Genomic DNA, 17,733 nt, shown 5'->3' on the forward strand with positions numbered 1-17,733 from the left:
TGATGGCTATGATGTTTGTGGGGTTAAAAAATTGCAAACTAATTTTCAAGGTTTGTAATAGAAGGATGATCTTGGCTCGGGTCATTTCCAGGAAATGTTGTCTTCTGCATTTTGCGGAACCCGTACCATTTCACTCCAAATGTAACCGCTTTCTTACCTAAATTATATTATTTCCAAGATTTATTATCAACGCTGGCTCTTTAACAATCTGATATTTAAACAACTTTATGAGCACAATGTGTCCGAAGTATAATAAAGTTTTCGATCCTTCCTGCCTCTTCATATAGAAATAGAAAAGCATAAAAAAAGTTCCAGTAATTAAACCAGAACCTTTTGGTATGTGTGCATGTATCTTTCCTAAAATTTTACTTCCCCGACAAAATCGCTCTCGTAGAAAAAAGCACCTGTCAATCAGATCTTGTCCAACCAGCTATGATTGCTTTGCTGCAAGGAAAATGCCACCAAGATTTTTGTGAAGTTACTCCGGCTTCCCTTTATATGATTATTTGGCTGATTTATTCAGTTATTCTTCAATACTTTTACTGACAACTTTAGTTTCTTTAATCCCTTTTTTAATAATAATTTTCCCATGGATATAAGATAGTACATCGATAGACTGATTCTCAATATCCATACTTTCTTTCGTTAAGTTTACTCCTCTAATAAAAGTATCTATGCCATCAATTAATTGACTATGTTCCGTTGTTATAATTTTTGATACCGAAAGTTCCTCTAGCTCTCTTACGATACCCTCAGCTCTTTCAGCAGCAATCGTTAATTGTTCTTTATAAATCGCTAACTCTTTTTTAGAATACAAGTTTCCTGTTTCTAATTGTGGATTCAGATTAGAAACTTTGGATATCGAATCTACAATTAGATTAAAACATTCAATATAGTAATTATCTTTTTGATTCATCCTCATTCACCTTTAAAATAATCAATCGCTCAATTTTAATTGGAATCAAAAATCAAAATTAACTGTAAAATAATCTAATTCATTTGTTTTAACCATCATAAACTACTCTCTGTAAAACTACAATTGCACAAGCAAAAAAGATGGGAAGCTAGATCCTAACACGGCTTTTCTTCTTATAAATAATCATATGCAAACTGATCATAGACTTAGATTTCTTCTCACTTTATGTACATCTCTAATGCGAATCCAAGACCTTTTCTTCGACTGTTGTTTTCTACTGTTTACTGCTGATATTGTATAGAAAGAAAATTTTTCTTCCTAAACTAATTCACTTTGTTAGTCCGTCAACTCACCATATTTCCCGTCTCTTATAGCTTTTCTATATTTCCCATCGTCCTCCTCGATCGCAATTGCTTCACTCGTATTAATTCCTTCAATTGAGAAATACTTAGTTCCTTTTTTGTATTCATTTGAAAAGTTTCCACTGTACGTTTCTTCTTCACCGGAATACCTAGTTACCTCACCAATTTCGTTATCTACATTATCGGGGTACTCATCGCTTATTTCGTAAATATAGCCGTCCCAGACGACAAATAATGAATATAATTTAATTACCATTAAATCACATTTAAATCCCATCTTTTTTTGAGCTAAAAAACAGGAAATCGATAGGAATAGACGTACTTAATTGATTCTGAAACATTTAAATAGCCTTAACGTACTAATACAAAAGACTGTTTATCTATTTCAGTAAAGTTTGAACAAGTTATGTTTTAGAGCAGATTTAAATCGAACTCACTTTCTTTGTGAGTACCATTAAACATCTCCAGATATTCTAAGGTAGGAGGATTCAAATGAAAAGAATTAGAGTAATTTCTTATATGCTTGTTTCCTTGTTCTTACTTGTCTTGTTTTTACACGTGATGAATCGGGCGCCTAACCAGGAGCTTCCTCGTACTTTGGATGGTATGGAGCTCACAATGGAACAGGAAGTATACATAACTTCTGCTGAAAAGATTGGCATTGTGATACATAATAACAGAGAAACAGAATACACGGGAGCCGGCGGCGGAAAATTCCCGATCGACAGATTTTTTGCCGGTAGCTGGTACAATGTTCCTTTTAAGAATGATACGTTTACAGCTGATGCTCTTGGTATTTCTCCTGGAGAAACAGCATTAATGTACACCACTGTCAGCGAACTGGATGCTGAACTGACACCTGGCAAATACCGAGCGCTCTATGGTGGCATGGCGATTCCTTTTGAAGTGATTGAATAATTTATTTAAGACTTTTGCTTCGATTAATCCTAAGTATTTACAGAGAAGATCTTTTTGTAATTACTGGCTGATTGTAACTTAACTGCACTTAAGTTACATTCATTTCCTTCCAATAACTCAATATTATGTCATCCTTGTTGTAAAAGTAGAACGTTGAGATCGTAAATAAAAAATAAAGCTTAAAACATTGCAAACTATCCATGGGAATTACAAACTACCGGAAGTAGAATTTAGGATTCAGTGATAAGCAGGAGAGAATGGGATTTCAATTTTAAAGGATGGTAAAAATCAGTAACTTTACATACAGGCTCGTAGCTTGGTAACTTTTCTACTTTAAGGAATGACTGTTATAAGAAACATAATATAAATAGCAGTCTTTCAGAGATGAAGGAATTGAATACAAATAAAGAAGTTGTTCCCATTAAAGTTCACAAGGTACTTACAAATTTCAACCTTATATTTTCTTTATTATTTGAATTTGAAAGTAATATAATTTAGATTACATTCAAACAGGAAGATAATACTAATATTTAACAGAAATATAAGGGAGGCAACCAATGAAGAAACCATTAAAGGGAATTTCCGCTATTCTACTGCTTATTTTTCTTGTGTTCATCATCTGGTTTATAAGTCTGCGATCAACAACAGGTTATGTCTATCAAGAAATGGAATTGAATCCGAATGGAAATTTACACACAAAAAATATCTGGGTAGTAGAACTCGAACCAGATGAAACCGAAGGAAAGACAAAAGTCGAAATCATTGAGGCAGTGCAAGAGCAAGCTGACATTTCTCGCTTTCTGGATGAAGGGAGTACGGATAATGGGAGTCCAGGAACGATTTACCGAATCCCGCTAATAAATAGGCAGATCGGCACCGAGTTCCAGATTGGTGATAAAGTGAAGATTTACTGGAGAGGCGCCGTAATGGAGTCACTGCCAGGACAGATTGATGGAACAGTCCTAGTAATTAAAACCGGAAAATAATTTAATAGACTCACAATCAAAACAAAAACTTAAAAAAGCGATTTGCAACTATTTTTCTTTTGTTTTATTTGAGTGCCGAATGTAACTTAATTCACAATAAGTTACATTTAAGCTGAATCGAAATTTTACAAAAAGGTTGTTTTCACTATCTTTCTAAAGAAAATGGATAAAGTAATAAGAGTCTGGCTTCTCCGTTCTTCCTAATACCGATTAGCTGTAGCACCTAATACAGCTGCACGAATCATCGATTCATCATTGAACTTCTTCAGTTCCTCTGCGGTTCCCGTGACGACCGCTCCCGTTATTTTTAAATTTTCCGGTGATAATTCTGTTTTTCCAGAGTCGCTCAGCACATCGTAAAGGCGTTGAGCTTCCTGTTGTTGACCTCCCTCTTTCTGCAGCCATTCAATCTGCTGAATGAAGCGTTCCGCAGCATCTTCATTTATTTCTTCAATTTTGGAAATAAAACCATAGGCATCATTTCCGTTAATGGGTTTTTTCGCCTCCACCTTCTCGCTTGTAGAAGTCGCATCAACCCAGTACCAGGCCAATTGGTCCGAGAATTTTTTTCGCACTTCATTTATGGAATAGGACTGGTCAAATGAAAACGCCATTTCTACAACTTGATGCTCTGGAATCTCATCCAATATGTAGCGATCATCAGGTAGTGATGAGTAGGTTCCGATTGGGTAAAAAAATTCAACAACACGCTCACCTTGGAAATAAAGCGTGTTTCTGCCGTCCCTCGTATTTGTTGAACTTGAAAGAGTTGAAGCCTGTGCCGCAGGAGAAGTGCCAAAGATCGACAAGGTTCTCACCTTCTGTCCCCAAGGAATTACCACCCCTGCGATTTCTTTATTTTGTTCCGTTGTGACGGTTTTTGAGAAAGGTGTATTCGTAATCATAGAACCATTACTCTCCACATTTGCCCCTTTAATAAATTGCCAACTGCCATCGTTCGCAATTGTTTCTGCAACTTGCTGATCCATTCTGTAGGTGCCAAACCAAAGCAGCACCCCAAAGAACAAAACAGTCACGCTAATAGAGATGACAATGCTTCGTAAAAGCGATTTCCTTCTGGCTTTCTTCACTAACTTCGAAAACTCGTTATCCGGTTTAAAAAGCTCATTTTTTTCACTCATGACCTTGCCTCCTGTATTCTCGAATAAAATCTTTACGCGCCCGGTACAAATTGGTTTTCACCGATTGCTCTTTCATCTCTATAAGTGCCCCGATTTCTCGAATAGCCATCCCCATACTATATTTCATCAATAATAGCTGCTGTTGCTTCGGTTTTAACTTTTTCAAGACATTCTCCACATTTTTTTTCATTTCGTTTTGCATTAACACTACTTCCGGAGTATCTTCTTCACTTAGCTTGTGAAAATTAAACTTCAGCAGAATCTCTTGTCGTCTGCAGCCTTTCCGATACAGATCGTAATAGCCATTGACTGCGACCCGGTAGAGCCAACTTTCCGCATAATGCGGACCAATCGAGTCCATATAGAGAATAAATTTGTAGGCAGTTTCCTGAACGATATCTTCTGCATCTTCATTAGAAGCTCCTATCTTCATTAAGTAAATTTTTACTTTTTGTAAACATTCATATAGTTTTTGGTCGATTATGGAATCGCTCATTCACCGTCCTCCTTACCTCTATAACGTTTGTATGAAAAAAAAGTGAACAAAAAATAACAACTGCCTCCAGTTGCTATCTCATCTGCTTAATAATTTTGGATATATAGACTATTTCTATCTTTTGAAGTCTGAAATAAACTTCGAAAATTAAAGCATTGAATGTAACTTATTGACCAATAAATTACATTCAGATTCTGAACAAAAGCTAATATGAACTACATATTTTCTTTTCCCTCTTTTTTTGGCAATGTTGTACAGACTGACAATTCCGATTATACCTAGAGTTAGCATGCCGATCCCATGGAATATTGATTTAGCCGTTTGACTAATTGAATCACTGCCACTAACCGCAGCTGATCCTAGGACAAAAAATAAAATAACTGCGAACAAAATTCTTTTTTCCATATAAATTCACCTTCTTTTTTATACTTAGCAACTTGCTGAATGCAACATAACTGCAAGTAAGCAGCGTTCAAATGAAGAATACTAGAAAAAATCAGCTAAAAGCAATGTTAAATATACAAGCGGCAACTTTTGCCTGTACAGTTCCTATCCGGCTAATTTGCCAGCCGTCATTTTTCTTTATTATTTTAACCCATCAATATATTCGTTTTTTTATGAACGAGAGTTTTTATTTGAGTGCGGGTTTCATTTCATTTTAGTTTTCTCTTATTGTGTATATGAACCAAATACTTCTATGAAATTTTAATATGTAAACTATATTTCCACCCAACTCTATATTTCAAATACTTTAATTAGGAAATTGAATACAACTTATTTTTTTAGACTTCTAGCACTTTTTAAAAAATTTATAAATTTAATAGTTAGTTTGACTCTCTACCCTATATCTGAAAAGTATATTTTACCTTTAAATAACAGAAAAGAATAAGTATATTATTAATGGTATAAATGATATAAATTGGTAATAATTATAATAACTGATATACTGAAGGACACAGATTGCTGTTTTAAAAGTTTAGTTTTTGAATTTTACAATCTAAAATTTTCGTTATCCAAATAAATCATAAAAAAGGAAGCTGATCGATTTTGACTACAACCCCTAATTTTTTGCCAGTTCTTCTCGGTTCGGATATGAATGCATACGGTATGGCACGCGCATTCCATGAAGCATACGACATTAAGTCCCTTGTTTTAGGACGCGCCAATCTCACGGCAACACAGAATAGCTCAATCTTAACATTCGAAGAGATTCCCAGATTGAATGAGGATGATGTGTTTCTCTCTGCTTTATTAAAAGTCGCTGAAAAGCAAAAAGGGAAAAAGCTTTTACTGCTCGCATGTGGCGATGACTATGCAAAATTGATTATCAAAAATAAAGAGAATCTGGAACCTTATTTTTCCATTCCCTATATCAATGAACAACTAATGGATCGAATTGTCTTAAAAGAGAACTTTTATACACTTTGTGACCAATATAATTTCAGCTACCCTAAAACAGAGCTTTGTACTTTTGCGAATTACAAAACATTTAAAGCTGATTTTGACTTTCCAATTATTATCAAGCCGTCCAATTCTGTAGCATATTGGAACGTATCATTTCCAGGTAAGAAAAAAGTGTTTGTGGCTCATGATGAGAAGGAAAAGAATGCAATTCTTGAAGCCATATACAGTTCTCCTTACAAAGATAACCTTACAATCCAAGAATTTATTCCCGGCGATGATTCCTTTATGCGTGTTTTGAATGCATATGTCGGAAAAGATGGAAAAGTTAAATTAATGGCACTCGGCAACCCCATCTTGGAAGAGCACTCACCAGAAGGCATTGGTAGTTATGCAGCGATAATCAATGCTTACGATGAAAAATTGCTTGATAAAGTACGTTTCTTCCTGGAAGATATTGGCTACACTGGTTTCGCGAACTTCGATATGAAATATGATGCACGAGATGATTCCTACAAATTCTTTGAAATTAACTTAAGAAATGGCAGAAGTAGTTTCTATGTGACGGCGGGTGGCCATAATTTGATGAAATATGTCGCAGACGACCATGTTTTCAATAAGCCAATGGAGCTGACTTATGCACAAGATAAACATCTTTGGATGATCATTCCCAAGAGTGTCCTTTTCAAGTATGCACAAAACAAGGGATTGAAGAACGAAGCTCAGCGCTTAATCAAAGAGGGAAAAATGACCAACTCACTTTTTTACAAAGAGGATTTTAACCCGAAGCGCTGGATTAAACTAGTGTTAAATAATTTAAATTACCATCGTAAATATAAAAAACATTTTAACAACAAAGGTTTGTCTTAATCTATGAATAAGAAAAAACTTGGCATTGTAGGAGGCGTAGGGCCGCTTGCAACCATGTCTATAGGCGAAATGATAGTCCGCCGTACACATGCTACTTCGGACCAAGAGCATGTTCATTCCTTAATTATAAATAATACTGGAATTCCGGACCGGACTGCTTATCTTTTGGATCGTTCTAAAGAAAATCCCATTCCTCTCATAATCTCAGATATACATAAGCTTGTTTCTTTAGGAGCAGAAGTAATTATTGTTCCATGCAATACCGCTCATGCTTTTTACTCAGAGTTGTTAAAAGAATTCCCTCTGCTACCCATCATTCATATGGTTGATGAAACGATGAAAAGAGCGGCTGCAGAAGGGGCAGAAAATGTAGGCATTCTTGCAACTTCCGGGACAGTGATTTCAATGATCTATCAACATGCTGCTAAAGAACATGGACTGCAGGCTGTTTTGCCCGATGATAAAACTCAAGCTAAAGTCATGTCGATAATCTATGACAATGTAAAAGCCGGTAAACCTGGAGACACAGCAGTTTGGGCAGAAATTGAAACATTTATGAAACTGAAATTATGCGACCGTGTTATTTTAGGCTGTACAGAGCTTTCCATTATTAAGAAAGAAATGGACTTACCGGACTTCTACTTGGATTCCTTAATGATTTTGGCAGAAACTGCAGTTATCGCTTGCGGCTATCCCTTGGCTGCGCAATATGAAACCAAAGCTGCTTCTGTAATGAGCTAAACCCCAAATGAAGTCACTTTTAAAAGTGACTTCATTTGGTTTTTTTTTTTTTTTAGACCTCGTTATAGCAAATTCGCGAACTTACAATGCATAGATCACCTTCTACATAGCTCAGTAATGAAGCTTGAAGGCAGATCTGAATGTTGCTTCGGTAAAGGGGAAGTTGATTTAAACAGGTGACCAGCCTCAAAATTGAAAGAGCTATTAAAGCATTGCACTAGAATGCATAAGCAATGGCATTTTAAAAATGATTTTGGCAAAATACTGAAGTCATCTGATAGCAGTCTAACTGTGGCAATTTCTTTTACATATTGTCCATTAAATATAACTTAGTTCAGATATATAGTAATTTATTACCACTCTAATCGTGTCGATTTTATTTTAATGTAGTTTGCTTAGAAAACCTAAATCCTATAGTTCGATAGTTCAATTTGTTGAATCCAGAAAGCTGCTCCCCTATCCTCACCTATAATCTGCACTAAAAGCGATCTCCATCGCTCCCTGTAATTCATCTTGATCAAACCACTCTGCCACAAATACAATGTTACTGAACTCAGTATTAGGTGTTGAAGGAAGAACAAACTTATTCGCTCCTTTTTCAAGTGTAACGGTATGACCTCTTCTTACTGAAGTGTCTTCTGACGACATAGTGTCCGCCCGATAGCCCAATCGATCTGGCTGCCTTCCATCTAGCTTAAATTCAACCAAAGCTTCTGGCGGTAATTCATTGACCTTAAAGTTTAGAGACTGACTTGATCCGATATCAATCGGGCGGTCTTTCTCTTTAGACAGCTCTTGGCAGTTGCCCCAACAAATAACGGCGAGTCCCTGGTTAAGTGCCTCGCCGTTATGCGTCAACACTAATTCAGGAGGCTCACTTGCCAGTTCTGGGCTACTGTATAATTGGAAACTGACAATTAAAAGCAGCATGATTAACCCAATAATCAGTAATGCAGTCACCTTTCTCATTTTATCTCTATCCTTCCTTATTAGTAATTACAGGAACCTTTCAAAATCAGACTTCCAGCCGGAGTTACTTTTCAAATTTTACAGCTCGTTAATGAAATAAGAAGCCAAACTTACATTTAATTATTTTTTCTTTTTAGTCTACCTTCGACATAACTATTGTAAGAGTTATGTCGAATATCTCTTTTTGTTTTTATTAACACAAAGCGACATCTCTAAAATTAGTTATCTCCTAAGTAATTTGATGTTCATGAATGTACAATTTATCGAACAAAAAAAAAGAAGGTAAATAGGGCATCTACCCTTCTAGTAATCAAATCATATGTAAACCTATAACTTTCAAAAAGCTAGCTTTATGTCCTATCAAGTTGTCCTTTAAATGCATGATTTCTTCTAGTAAACTCAGTTGTGACAAGAATTTCGCAGAAGCTAATGGAAGCAGGTTATGAATGTAACTTACTAAATAAGTTACATTCAAATTTTCACAAAGTTACTTAATAAGAGAAGGATGTACTTATAACAAAAAGAAGGGATGCAATACAGAAATATAAAAGAAATTTTTCACGCTTTTTTACTTTCTTTTCAATAAGTATATAAAGCATAAACGCTATCCAAATACTACAAAATGCAGCTATAAATACTTCCATTTGACCTTCACTCTTTTCCGGTTATATTTGTTCCAGATCGTAAAGTAGAAAGTTGGCTATTTAATTTGTCACTTACTTCACTCAGAGTCATCATCAAGCAGTCACCACTTCTTTTTGTTTCATGTTATAAGAGTTCGATTGCTCTATAAGGAATGATATCTGCAAAGAAAAGGATAAACGAAAGTACAGTAATGCTTATTCCTATCCAAAAATATTTCCTCCAACATTGTATGACTACACCCAGAAGGAACACTGCGCCAGGGATAAGCCAGAGTGGAAAGATAAAAATAGGTGCTTCAGGTCCATATTCAGAGATAAAGCCAGCTGCAAACCAAAAAGACACAGGGATAATGAAAAGACCTGCTAAAGGAAGATATACAAAACGCAGAAGCAGTATTGTTAATTTCATAAAGAAACCACCTTTTCACAAAACAGATTAAGTATAAATAAAGTTATTAGTGGAAGGTGCATTCGCAGTTCATCATTTTATAAATTTTTTATTGATTTGGTTAATTATACCATGACTGGAGAGTGCCTAAAACACACTAACTAAACAACAGTATAAAGTAATAATCAACCAGAAAAATAGACATATCACAAGTTATCGGAGTTTAGATACTAAAAAACTAAGAAAAGGGGATCTTTTTTGAATTTCAATCAATTAAATTCTGGTATATTAATTCTACTCATGGGAGTTGGTTGTCTATTCCTCGGAGTAGTTTCTATAAGAAAAAAAAGATTTCTTGATACAGATGATTTTAAAGGATTTACACATACATTGTTCCTTCCACCAATCGTAAATTTTTGGTTGCTAAAGTTATTTTTGATTATAAGCGGTTCGCTTTTTGTATTCATCAGTATCTATTTAATAGCAGTTAGTTTATTTTGAATAAAATTTCTGAGGTAGACTATCAGAAACAGCAGTAATTCTAACTACAAACTAGGAGAGATCTCATGAAGATAAATGAATTTCTAAACAAACTCGAAGAGAAAAATATCTATTACAAATTGGGTAAAGTGAGAGAAGAAGCCTTGATGATGGAAGTTGCTGTGCCAGGTCAAAGATGGGGAATTGAATTTTTAGATGATGGAACAATCGACATTGAGAAGTTCCTCAGCGATGGTGAAATTTATGATAAAGCAGAACTAGATACCTTAATCAGGGATTTTTCTGATTGAGCTATAAAGAAAAGGGCATAGACCCAAATTAATTTCCATATTCGTTATTCGAACTTTTTTTACAAATCATAAATTATAAGAGGTCATTAAAAGAGAAAGACGATACTGAGTTACTAGCATCGTCTTTCTCTTTTTCTTATGGAACTGCCGATAATTTTGGGATATGTAAACTAGTTTTCATTAGGTTACTATTAGACATATGAATAAAGCATAAATATCAATTTACAGTGTAGTGGAGACTATAGAATTGGGATCTGGTTTGAATTCCCCTACTCTCGTACAAATTTTGAAGAGATTTTATTGTCTCTGAGTCCTGGAGAAGAGCATTTTCTTACCATCGAAGTAAATACATTAGAGAACAATCTGACTCCTGGCCATTACCGCGCAGTGCATCGAGGACTGGCAGCACCATTTGAAATTGTCAAATAAGGATTTCATATGGAGCGCTTTTAAAAAAAGCGTTCTTAAAAGTACACCTTTATGGACACTCTAAAAATTACTAAAACCGGAAAATAACCGTTCGTAAGCGTATCAGAATAATTAACGAACATTCGCCGTTTCACATGAACTTTTACGAACAACTATGACAGGGAAAGTGAGCCGCAAAAAATGGTGAGGTGAAGTATAAACAACAAAAAAGGTTCCAGTAATTAAACTGGAACCTTTTCTTATGCTTTTGTCTTTGATGAAATTTTATATACCAGGCAAAATAGCTTTCGAAGAAACAAGCCTCTTGTCAATCAGTTCTTCCCAAAAAGCAGCTGGGATGGTTGCCTGCAATGCCTGCAAGTCTTCCTTGATGCGATCAGGTCTTGTCGAACCGGTCACCACTGCTTTTACTGCAGGATGGGCTGTCGAAAACTGAAGTGCTGCGTCTTTTAAGCTTACGTTGTGATTGCGTGCCACATCGTTAAAGCGCTCGACTCTCTTTTGGATGTCCGGGGTGATTTCCTTGTAGTCAAAATGGTCTCCGCCTAACAATGCGCCCGAGTTAAATGCAGATCCAATTACGAGTCCGCCGCCTTTTTTCTGTGCCAGTGGCATCATGCGTTCAAGGGCACGCTCATGCTGCAATAAGGTGTATTGGGTAGCTGACAAGCTTAAATCCGGATGTGCTTCTTCCAACTCAAGCGCCACTTCTATCGGCGTGGTCGTGTTGACGCCAAGTCCCCAAGCTTTGATGACTCCCTCATCTCTGAGTCGGTCCAGCACTTTAAAGGCACCTTTGCGTGCTTCATCGAACTTTGTCACCCATTCATCACCTAAAAAGTCTGGTGAGATGTCGTGTACATAGACCATATCCAAACGATCTGTTTTCAGACGCTTTAAGCTGTCTTCAATCGATCGGAGTGTTCCGTCCTCTGTGTAATCCGTTAAAATCTTGTTTTTGCGTCCAAACTCAAACAGCCCTTCTTTTTCTTCCTGTTCGTCCAGCACAATACGGCCGACTTTTGAGCTCAACAAATACTCGTTACGATTATAAGAAGGCAAAATTTCACCAAGTCTCAGTTCAGCCAATCCTGCCCCGTAAAATGGCGCTGTGTCAAAATAGCGAATGCCTTCATCCCATGCGGACTGAATTGTCTGCATCGCCTCGTCTTCTGGAACTTCTCTGAACATATTGCCAAGCGGCGCTGTGCCGAGGCCCAGTTTGTTTTTTATGGTTAGTTCGTTTTTCATCTGTGCTCACCTCTTCATCAAGATTGGATCATGCGGTAACGACTCTCGAAAGAGTCCTGCCAATATCTACCCTTTTTTAGAAGTAGACAAACAGAAAAGTTGGAAAAACTCTTCCAAAAACAGCGTGTTAGCGGCTAAAATCGAAAAGCCAAACGAAACGAAATGGCATGCTTGCTACTTTTAAGATAGTCCTTTTCATTGTACTCTCTCCTCTATCGCTAAAAAGATTAAGTATTATATTGACCTTTTCTTAACAATTCTCTTTATCGTTCTCTATTTAACACAAGAATTGAATGTAACTTAACTGCACTTATTATAAAGTCAAACCCTAGTATTTCTAACAAAAAATCTACGTGGATTTTGTCGAAAACTTTTCAAAATAGTCTAGTTCAGTTTGCAGCTCGTTGATTTTTTGATTATGACTCATGCTCAACTCGATAATCTGGTTAAAAGATAGTGGTAAAAACGAAAAATTAGTAACCATACGTCTAGGAGTTTGCAAACCTTGAATGTTATTGCTTTTCCTCAAGTTGTTTTATCCTTTTTTCTAGCTTTTCAACTTTGGAAGTGTTAAGTATTGCTATAGCTAAGATCATCATTATTAAAGAAAATAAAAATATCGTCTCCATAAGTTCTCCTCCTTGTATTTCATTATTTTTAATTAGATATAAATTGAAAAAAAAGAATAATTTGTTAATTTAATTATAACAATAGTTCTTCAGTATAAATACCTGAAACTAAAATCAAAGCTATACAAATAAAAACCGTTTGTAAAAGTACACTTTTAAGAACAAAATGAATTTCAGTACTCAAAAAGACCAATCATAATGATTGGTCTTAATTTCTTTACCCTATGAAAGTAATGGCATCGATAATAGCCTTGCATTCTTCAATCAACTCTTGATCGGCCTCGTCTGTTAATCTTGCAGCTCTGGCCAATGGATCAATTGCCTTTATCTTTTCACACAATACATATCCTGTTGTCTGATTGGTTGCTACGCTGTTCTTGTGATTCTTGGTTCTCCCATTTACCAGTACATGAGTTGGGTAACCTTTATTCGTATTGGTGATTGGCAAGACCCAAATTAAGTCGGTCTCTTTATGTACATTTTCTTCTGAAACTACGATGGCTGGACGATAACCTTGCTGTTCGTGCCCTTTTGCCGGGGACATATCGACTTTTATAATATCCCCAACCTTAAAAAATCTTGTCATCACTACTCCTCCAATTAAATAGTGCCTGTACTTTTCCATTGAGGATTAAGTACAGGCAAAGGATTTTTGAGCCTATTAATTGCTTACCAATCTTCTTTTCCGACTGGTTCTACTTCATCCCAAAGTGCTTCAGGCTCAGGTTTTCCGCCATTATAATCAGCAAATAACTTTTGAAACGGAGTTAACTTGCTTTTTCGAACTAACGAAATCCGATTTGGTTCAACCTCTACATCAAATACAGCATCATCAGTTGCATTGAACCCGGCTTCCTCAAGGATATCTCTTGTAAGCCGAACGGCTTTGCTGTTACCCCAATTCTGTAGTTTAGCCTCTCGGTGACCGACTTTCTGCTTGATTTGCGGCATGTGAATCAACTCCTCAGAGTGCTATTTATACACTTAGTATATACAACGTATCTACATTCATCAAGTAGTAATCCTTTAAGACTCTTTCTATAATGGAACTCGATAAAAAATAGTCATGCTTCGCAATAGACTCTTCTTAAAATCCAATTGTTTATTTTACTTTTAATAAGCCCTAATATGTTAACTAAGCATTGACGGCTGTTCTTCTCCAGCTATACATGTTTCTTAGTGTTTCAGCCTTCACATATAATCCCCTAATATATGGTAGTATTATATTTAATAAATCATTATTGTTGATTCAATTCCCTTATTTGATGGGTACAGTCGTTTCCGTTCCCAGTTCATAAATCGACGCATGTTTGAAAGGAGCTACTTCTTTGGTTACTTCAAAGACAAATGTTCTAGGTGTCGCATCTGTGGTACATGCCTCTTCACTGTTGGCAAGAGAAACTTCAAATTCCAACGTTTTTGTAGTCGGATTTAGTTGTATATCTTCTCCCTTTAATTCAAACGGACAAGTACCCGATTCCTGAAGACTAAAGAACATCACACTTTTTACGTCCAGATCGACTTCCGGCGCTTCCTCCTGAAGACGGAAATATGTCCATAGTTCCTCGTATTGCTTTTGCTCAGTCGCCTCTTTAACTAGATAGATATAGCTGGGAGGTTCCTCTCGGTGAAATCCTGTTTCATGAAAATCAGCGGGAACCGTCTTTTCAGTAGCAATTCCCTTTGTTATGTTTTTTACTGTTTGTTCATTGTCCTGCATTCCTGCATTCGGCTCTGGGCTACACCCTGCCAATATGGCAAGAAGCCCTATTAAACATACGATTTTTTTCATTCAAACCTCTCCTCTATTTGAATAAATGTTTTTATAAGAGTCAGTTACAGCAATTAGGTATGTGATTTTAAATACGGTAATTTGAAGGAGAGAAATGAATCTAACTTATCTGCACTTGAGTTAGATTCAAATCCTAGGCTTTTCAACCAGATTTCCATTCGGATGTTACCGAACTCGAGAATTGCGTTGATTTTTGTCGTTCTCAGATACAGGAACCATTTTAAAGAACCAGTTCAGTAAACCGAAAAGGAAACCCGATACAAAAAAGAAGCTATGAAACAATAGGGCCTCCGCTGCAAATGGGTTACCCCCACCCCAGGCCATCATGATGAGACCGGTTGGGAGGAAGAATAGAAGCATACACGATAAGGGATATAACAAAACTTTAAATCGTTCAACCCGTTTGTCTATTGAGCTTATAATCATAAAGTACAGTGGCATGGCCAAAGCAACAAAGGCCACACCTACATTAACTAATACAGCAATGGCTCCATTACCGATATCTTGGTTCCATAGTTGTTTCAATACCCAAACGTAAGCGAAAAAGCCTCCAAAAAATGAAATAAGGGGTGTTAGCACATACAATCCCAGCTTTTGCATTTTTCTCTCCCTTTCTTGAACTTCCCTTTACTGCTTTTCATTAATATACCAGATTAAACCAATCAATTGCTTTTTGTACCTTCATTCTACTATCCTCTGGTACTCTGCTCTTTTGAATACCGGCTACTGATAGAAAGCGTTCGCAAAAGTATACTTTTACAGACAAAAAGGGAGAGTAGATGCTAATCAAAATGCACCTTCTCTCCATCTACGCAGCTATCGATAATCTACTGATATGTTAACTAATTTTTTAATTCCTTCTCTACCCGCTTCATTTTAGCCTTGGAAATTTCAACGTGTTTTGTTTTCAGTGAGAGTAAAGCTGCTTAGTCAAAATACTTTTTGATAAGCTCCATTTGCACATCAGGGTTCACAATGTGCTCGTCAGATTCATCAATAAACACCTTTGCCTGAAGTTCCTTCATATAATAACCCGTAGTTAACCCGATATCATCCGCAACATAGCCTATTATTTTTCTCATTGCCTGATTATACCTTTCTCGCTCCTCTTCTGAAGTGCTGTCTCCTCCATCTTCTCTTGAAGTGTAGTCAATCATACCAATCAGCGCTTTTATGCCTGCTAGTATCATAGCCTTTTCTTCTGTTTCATCGCTCTTGATCTCTACCTGTACGGCATATTCCCCTTTATTAGTTAATCGGGACTGGATCATGTAATCATTTTTTTTCATCTTTGTGCGCCCCCCCTCGGTTATGACTTGTATAACGACAGTCTTCTGCCAACTTATTCTACCACCTATCAGAAAGGTGAAAAAAGGCATTCAGCTGCCTATTCATTGCTTGGGAAAGTCACTAGCTACCTTTGGATGGGAGTTTGGTAAAAGAGCTTTCCAATTCAGATGATGCTATATAATGAATACAGAAGAAAAGATTGCCTAAAAAACTTACTTTGAAAGCGGGTGCCAGATGTTTGTTGTCGATGATTATATCGCTTTAGTATCCAGTAATTTAGCAGAGAAGGAGGATCTTTTGCTCGCGTACCTTCACAAGGTCAGTGAGCTGGAAATTTCGCTGGACGTAAAGAATCTCCTGTTTACCCTCTATATCGAACCTTCCAGGTTCGAACTCACTTTTGTTCTCTTTGCGTATGATAACCACGCAAATGAGATCATGGGACTCGCGGAAGGCGGAAATTTCGTCAGCAGTGTCTCTTCACAAGAGATCCCTTACCTTTCCCTGTCCAACTCCGAATTCAAGGAGTACGAGGAGTTTTATGAAGAACACGAATGGGAAATTGACACCAAACGGCAGGAAGTCTTTTTTAACTGGTTTCTTGCCAGGTGGAAAATTGGCCAACAGGCTCAACATCCGATTCCCATGTACTTGCAAATCCATGACGAAGAACGGACGCTGGACCTAAAGCAGGAAAAGTGGATTTCTTCCGAAAAAATCTGGAAAGGATAATTCCTTTGACAAAAGAACCGTTCGTAAAAGTACATTTATCCAAATAAAAGGAAGGAAAGAAGCCCAATCTATCACTTCTTCCCTTCCTATAAACTGATTATTTTTAGATTTAGATTCTTTTAAATTCAAGTAGCTAAAATGAGCTTTTGAATGTATCTTTTTTTAAGTAAAAACAGTTATGTTGATTTTTCTGGTGAAGTCAATGTTTTCAAGGTTCTGAATGTAACTTACTTGCCATTAATTTACATTCAATCAACGCTATATACGCTGCAAATCCTAGCTAAAAGTGTGATACTAAGAACCAAAGATATTCTTAAATGTAAAGGGGGCAAAACTTATGAGAAAAATCTACATTACTCAAGAAACTCTTGGGTCGGATGGAGAAACGCTCTTTTATGAGGACGTTCGAAACGTTGCAAAGTTTTATATAGGCCCCTCTGAATCCGTGAACGATCCTGATTCGACATGTGAAATGCTAGTTGATTTCATTTGTACGAAAGCCCTGTTTCCAATCTATCTTACATTTGAACCGGTTACCGGAATGGAAGATGATTTAGAACAGCTTTTCCAAGGTGAAAACATTGAATACTCATTAAGAATTGAGGGGTTAAAAAACAAACGCTTTCCTGTTTTTAAACTCACCATCGAAACGTCTTCTTCACTGGCCTTTGTTTTACAAAAAACTTATTGGGTAGCAACTTGTAATCACTTCTACGCTTTTTCTTTCTCGGATAATATCGTGTATAAACCCGGTATAGGGAAGAGTTGGTTTGGACGTGAAAAGCACTGGATATGGCCAAAATTTGACATGAACGGGGCTTCAACCGTTATCGAAATTTGGCATGACGGGGATGGGATGAACATCTATACAACCGAACCCCACTTCTCGACAATTGAAAACTTGGCCAGCTATTTTCCACCCGAAACATCGATTGTAAACAATGAAGATTGAATGTAACTTAATTACTAATAAGTTACATTCAGAT

Annotated in this window: 21 protein-coding genes; 8 read left to right on the forward strand and 13 right to left on the reverse strand. The window is 36.5% G+C overall.

Annotation, left to right across the window (positions count from 1 at the left end; all coding sequences use genetic code 11):
• Positions 1 to 523: 523 nt before the first annotated feature.
• Together AC4EG4_RS00275 and AC4EG4_RS00280 are read right to left on the reverse strand one after the other, a co-directional pair.
• The gene (locus AC4EG4_RS00275) at positions 524 to 916 is read right to left on the reverse strand and encodes a hypothetical protein (RefSeq protein WP_490978283.1); all 393 of its coding nucleotides are present in this window, start codon (positions 914 to 916) and stop codon (positions 524 to 526) included.
• A 336-nt stretch (positions 917 to 1,252) separates the two neighbouring features.
• Positions 1,253 to 1,534, reverse strand: coding sequence for a hypothetical protein (locus AC4EG4_RS00280; RefSeq protein ID WP_490978282.1), 282 nt, complete (start codon positions 1,532 to 1,534; stop codon positions 1,253 to 1,255).
• 236 nt (positions 1,535 to 1,770) lie between these two features.
• Here AC4EG4_RS00280 and AC4EG4_RS00285 point away from each other — a divergent pair, with 236 nt between their 5' ends.
• Positions 1,771 to 2,196, forward strand: a complete 426-nt coding sequence (locus tag AC4EG4_RS00285) for an immunoglobulin-like domain-containing protein (RefSeq protein ID WP_490978281.1) — start codon at positions 1,771 to 1,773, stop codon at positions 2,194 to 2,196.
• 557 nt (positions 2,197 to 2,753) lie between these two features.
• On the forward strand, positions 2,754 to 3,182 hold the full coding sequence (locus tag AC4EG4_RS00290; protein ID WP_490986610.1) for a hypothetical protein: 429 nt from the start codon (positions 2,754 to 2,756) through the stop codon (positions 3,180 to 3,182).
• Between the two features lie 200 nt (positions 3,183 to 3,382).
• Here the strand turns inward: AC4EG4_RS00290 and AC4EG4_RS00295 are convergent, their stop codons facing one another.
• From AC4EG4_RS00295 to AC4EG4_RS00305, 3 genes are all read right to left on the reverse strand, one after another.
• Positions 3,383 to 4,324 carry an anti sigma factor C-terminal domain-containing protein gene (locus AC4EG4_RS00295; protein WP_490986611.1) on the reverse strand — a complete coding sequence of 314 codons (942 nt, stop codon included), beginning with the start codon at positions 4,322 to 4,324 and terminating at the stop codon, positions 3,383 to 3,385.
• Positions 4,317 to 4,820: an RNA polymerase sigma factor gene (locus AC4EG4_RS00300; protein ID WP_490978278.1), complete on the reverse strand. Its 504-nt coding sequence runs from the start codon at positions 4,818 to 4,820 to the stop codon at positions 4,317 to 4,319. Before AC4EG4_RS00300 ends, AC4EG4_RS00295 begins: the two co-directional genes overlap by 8 nt.
• 147 nt (positions 4,821 to 4,967) lie before the next feature.
• Positions 4,968 to 5,225 carry a hypothetical protein gene (locus tag AC4EG4_RS00305; protein ID WP_490986612.1) on the reverse strand — a complete coding sequence of 86 codons (258 nt, stop codon included), beginning with the start codon at positions 5,223 to 5,225 and terminating at the stop codon, positions 4,968 to 4,970.
• Positions 5,226 to 5,912: 687 nt separating this feature from the next.
• On the opposite strand from AC4EG4_RS00305, the gene AC4EG4_RS00310 reads away from it, so the two are divergent.
• Together AC4EG4_RS00310 and cuyB are read left to right on the forward strand one after the other, a co-directional pair.
• Positions 5,913 to 7,091, forward strand: coding sequence for a carboxylate--amine ligase (locus AC4EG4_RS00310; protein ID WP_490987167.1), 1,179 nt, complete (start codon positions 5,913 to 5,915; stop codon positions 7,089 to 7,091).
• Positions 7,092 to 7,094: 3 nt separating this feature from the next.
• The gene (cuyB, locus tag AC4EG4_RS00315; RefSeq protein WP_490978276.1) at positions 7,095 to 7,832 is read left to right on the forward strand and encodes a cysteate racemase; all 738 of its coding nucleotides are present in this window, start codon (positions 7,095 to 7,097) and stop codon (positions 7,830 to 7,832) included.
• Positions 7,833 to 8,294: 462 nt separating this feature from the next.
• On the opposite strand, the gene AC4EG4_RS00320 is transcribed toward cuyB, so the two are convergent.
• Positions 8,295 to 8,801 carry a hypothetical protein gene (locus AC4EG4_RS00320; RefSeq protein WP_490986613.1) on the reverse strand — a complete coding sequence of 169 codons (507 nt, stop codon included), beginning with the start codon at positions 8,799 to 8,801 and terminating at the stop codon, positions 8,295 to 8,297.
• A 768-nt stretch (positions 8,802 to 9,569) separates the two neighbouring features.
• Entirely contained in the window at positions 9,570 to 9,854 is a 285-nt protein-coding gene (locus tag AC4EG4_RS00325) for a hypothetical protein (RefSeq protein WP_490986614.1), read from the reverse strand.
• A gap of 545 nt (positions 9,855 to 10,399) precedes the next feature.
• Between AC4EG4_RS00325 and AC4EG4_RS00330 the strand changes: the two genes are divergently transcribed.
• Entirely contained in the window at positions 10,400 to 10,624 is a 225-nt protein-coding gene (locus AC4EG4_RS00330; protein WP_490986615.1) for a hypothetical protein, read from the forward strand.
• 252 nt (positions 10,625 to 10,876) lie between these two features.
• A complete protein-coding gene (locus AC4EG4_RS00335) occupies positions 10,877 to 11,053 on the forward strand; it encodes an immunoglobulin-like domain-containing protein (protein ID WP_490987168.1) in 177 nt (58 codons plus the stop codon).
• 264 nt (positions 11,054 to 11,317) lie between these two features.
• Here AC4EG4_RS00335 and AC4EG4_RS00340 read toward each other — a convergent pair whose 3' ends face one another.
• The 6 genes from AC4EG4_RS00340 to AC4EG4_RS00365 form a co-directional block, all read right to left on the reverse strand.
• Positions 11,318 to 12,304 carry an aldo/keto reductase gene (locus AC4EG4_RS00340; RefSeq protein WP_490986616.1) on the reverse strand — a complete coding sequence of 329 codons (987 nt, stop codon included), beginning with the start codon at positions 12,302 to 12,304 and terminating at the stop codon, positions 11,318 to 11,320.
• A gap of 846 nt (positions 12,305 to 13,150) precedes the next feature.
• Positions 13,151 to 13,519 carry a type II toxin-antitoxin system PemK/MazF family toxin gene (locus tag AC4EG4_RS00345; protein WP_490986617.1) on the reverse strand — a complete coding sequence of 123 codons (369 nt, stop codon included), beginning with the start codon at positions 13,517 to 13,519 and terminating at the stop codon, positions 13,151 to 13,153.
• 83 nt (positions 13,520 to 13,602) lie between these two features.
• Complete coding sequence (locus tag AC4EG4_RS00350; RefSeq protein ID WP_490978270.1) at positions 13,603 to 13,884, reverse strand: AbrB/MazE/SpoVT family DNA-binding domain-containing protein; 282 nt, start codon at positions 13,882 to 13,884, stop codon at positions 13,603 to 13,605.
• 307 nt (positions 13,885 to 14,191) lie between these two features.
• The gene (locus AC4EG4_RS00355; protein WP_490978265.1) at positions 14,192 to 14,725 is read right to left on the reverse strand and encodes a membrane lipoprotein lipid attachment site-containing protein; all 534 of its coding nucleotides are present in this window, start codon (positions 14,723 to 14,725) and stop codon (positions 14,192 to 14,194) included.
• Between the two features lie 165 nt (positions 14,726 to 14,890).
• Positions 14,891 to 15,325, reverse strand: a complete 435-nt coding sequence (locus AC4EG4_RS00360; RefSeq protein ID WP_490986618.1) for a hypothetical protein — start codon at positions 15,323 to 15,325, stop codon at positions 14,891 to 14,893.
• A 326-nt stretch (positions 15,326 to 15,651) separates the two neighbouring features.
• The gene (locus tag AC4EG4_RS00365; protein WP_490986619.1) at positions 15,652 to 16,014 is read right to left on the reverse strand and encodes a hypothetical protein; all 363 of its coding nucleotides are present in this window, start codon (positions 16,012 to 16,014) and stop codon (positions 15,652 to 15,654) included.
• 235 nt (positions 16,015 to 16,249) lie between these two features.
• Between AC4EG4_RS00365 and AC4EG4_RS00370 the strand changes: the two genes are divergently transcribed.
• Together AC4EG4_RS00370 and AC4EG4_RS00375 are read left to right on the forward strand one after the other, a co-directional pair.
• The gene (locus AC4EG4_RS00370) at positions 16,250 to 16,747 is read left to right on the forward strand and encodes a hypothetical protein (protein ID WP_490986620.1); all 498 of its coding nucleotides are present in this window, start codon (positions 16,250 to 16,252) and stop codon (positions 16,745 to 16,747) included.
• Positions 16,748 to 17,084: 337 nt separating this feature from the next.
• A complete protein-coding gene (locus AC4EG4_RS00375) occupies positions 17,085 to 17,699 on the forward strand; it encodes a hypothetical protein (protein ID WP_490986621.1) in 615 nt (204 codons plus the stop codon).
• Positions 17,700 to 17,733 lie beyond the last annotated feature (34 nt).

This window comes from Planococcus sp. TJ-201, from assembly GCF_058268495.1.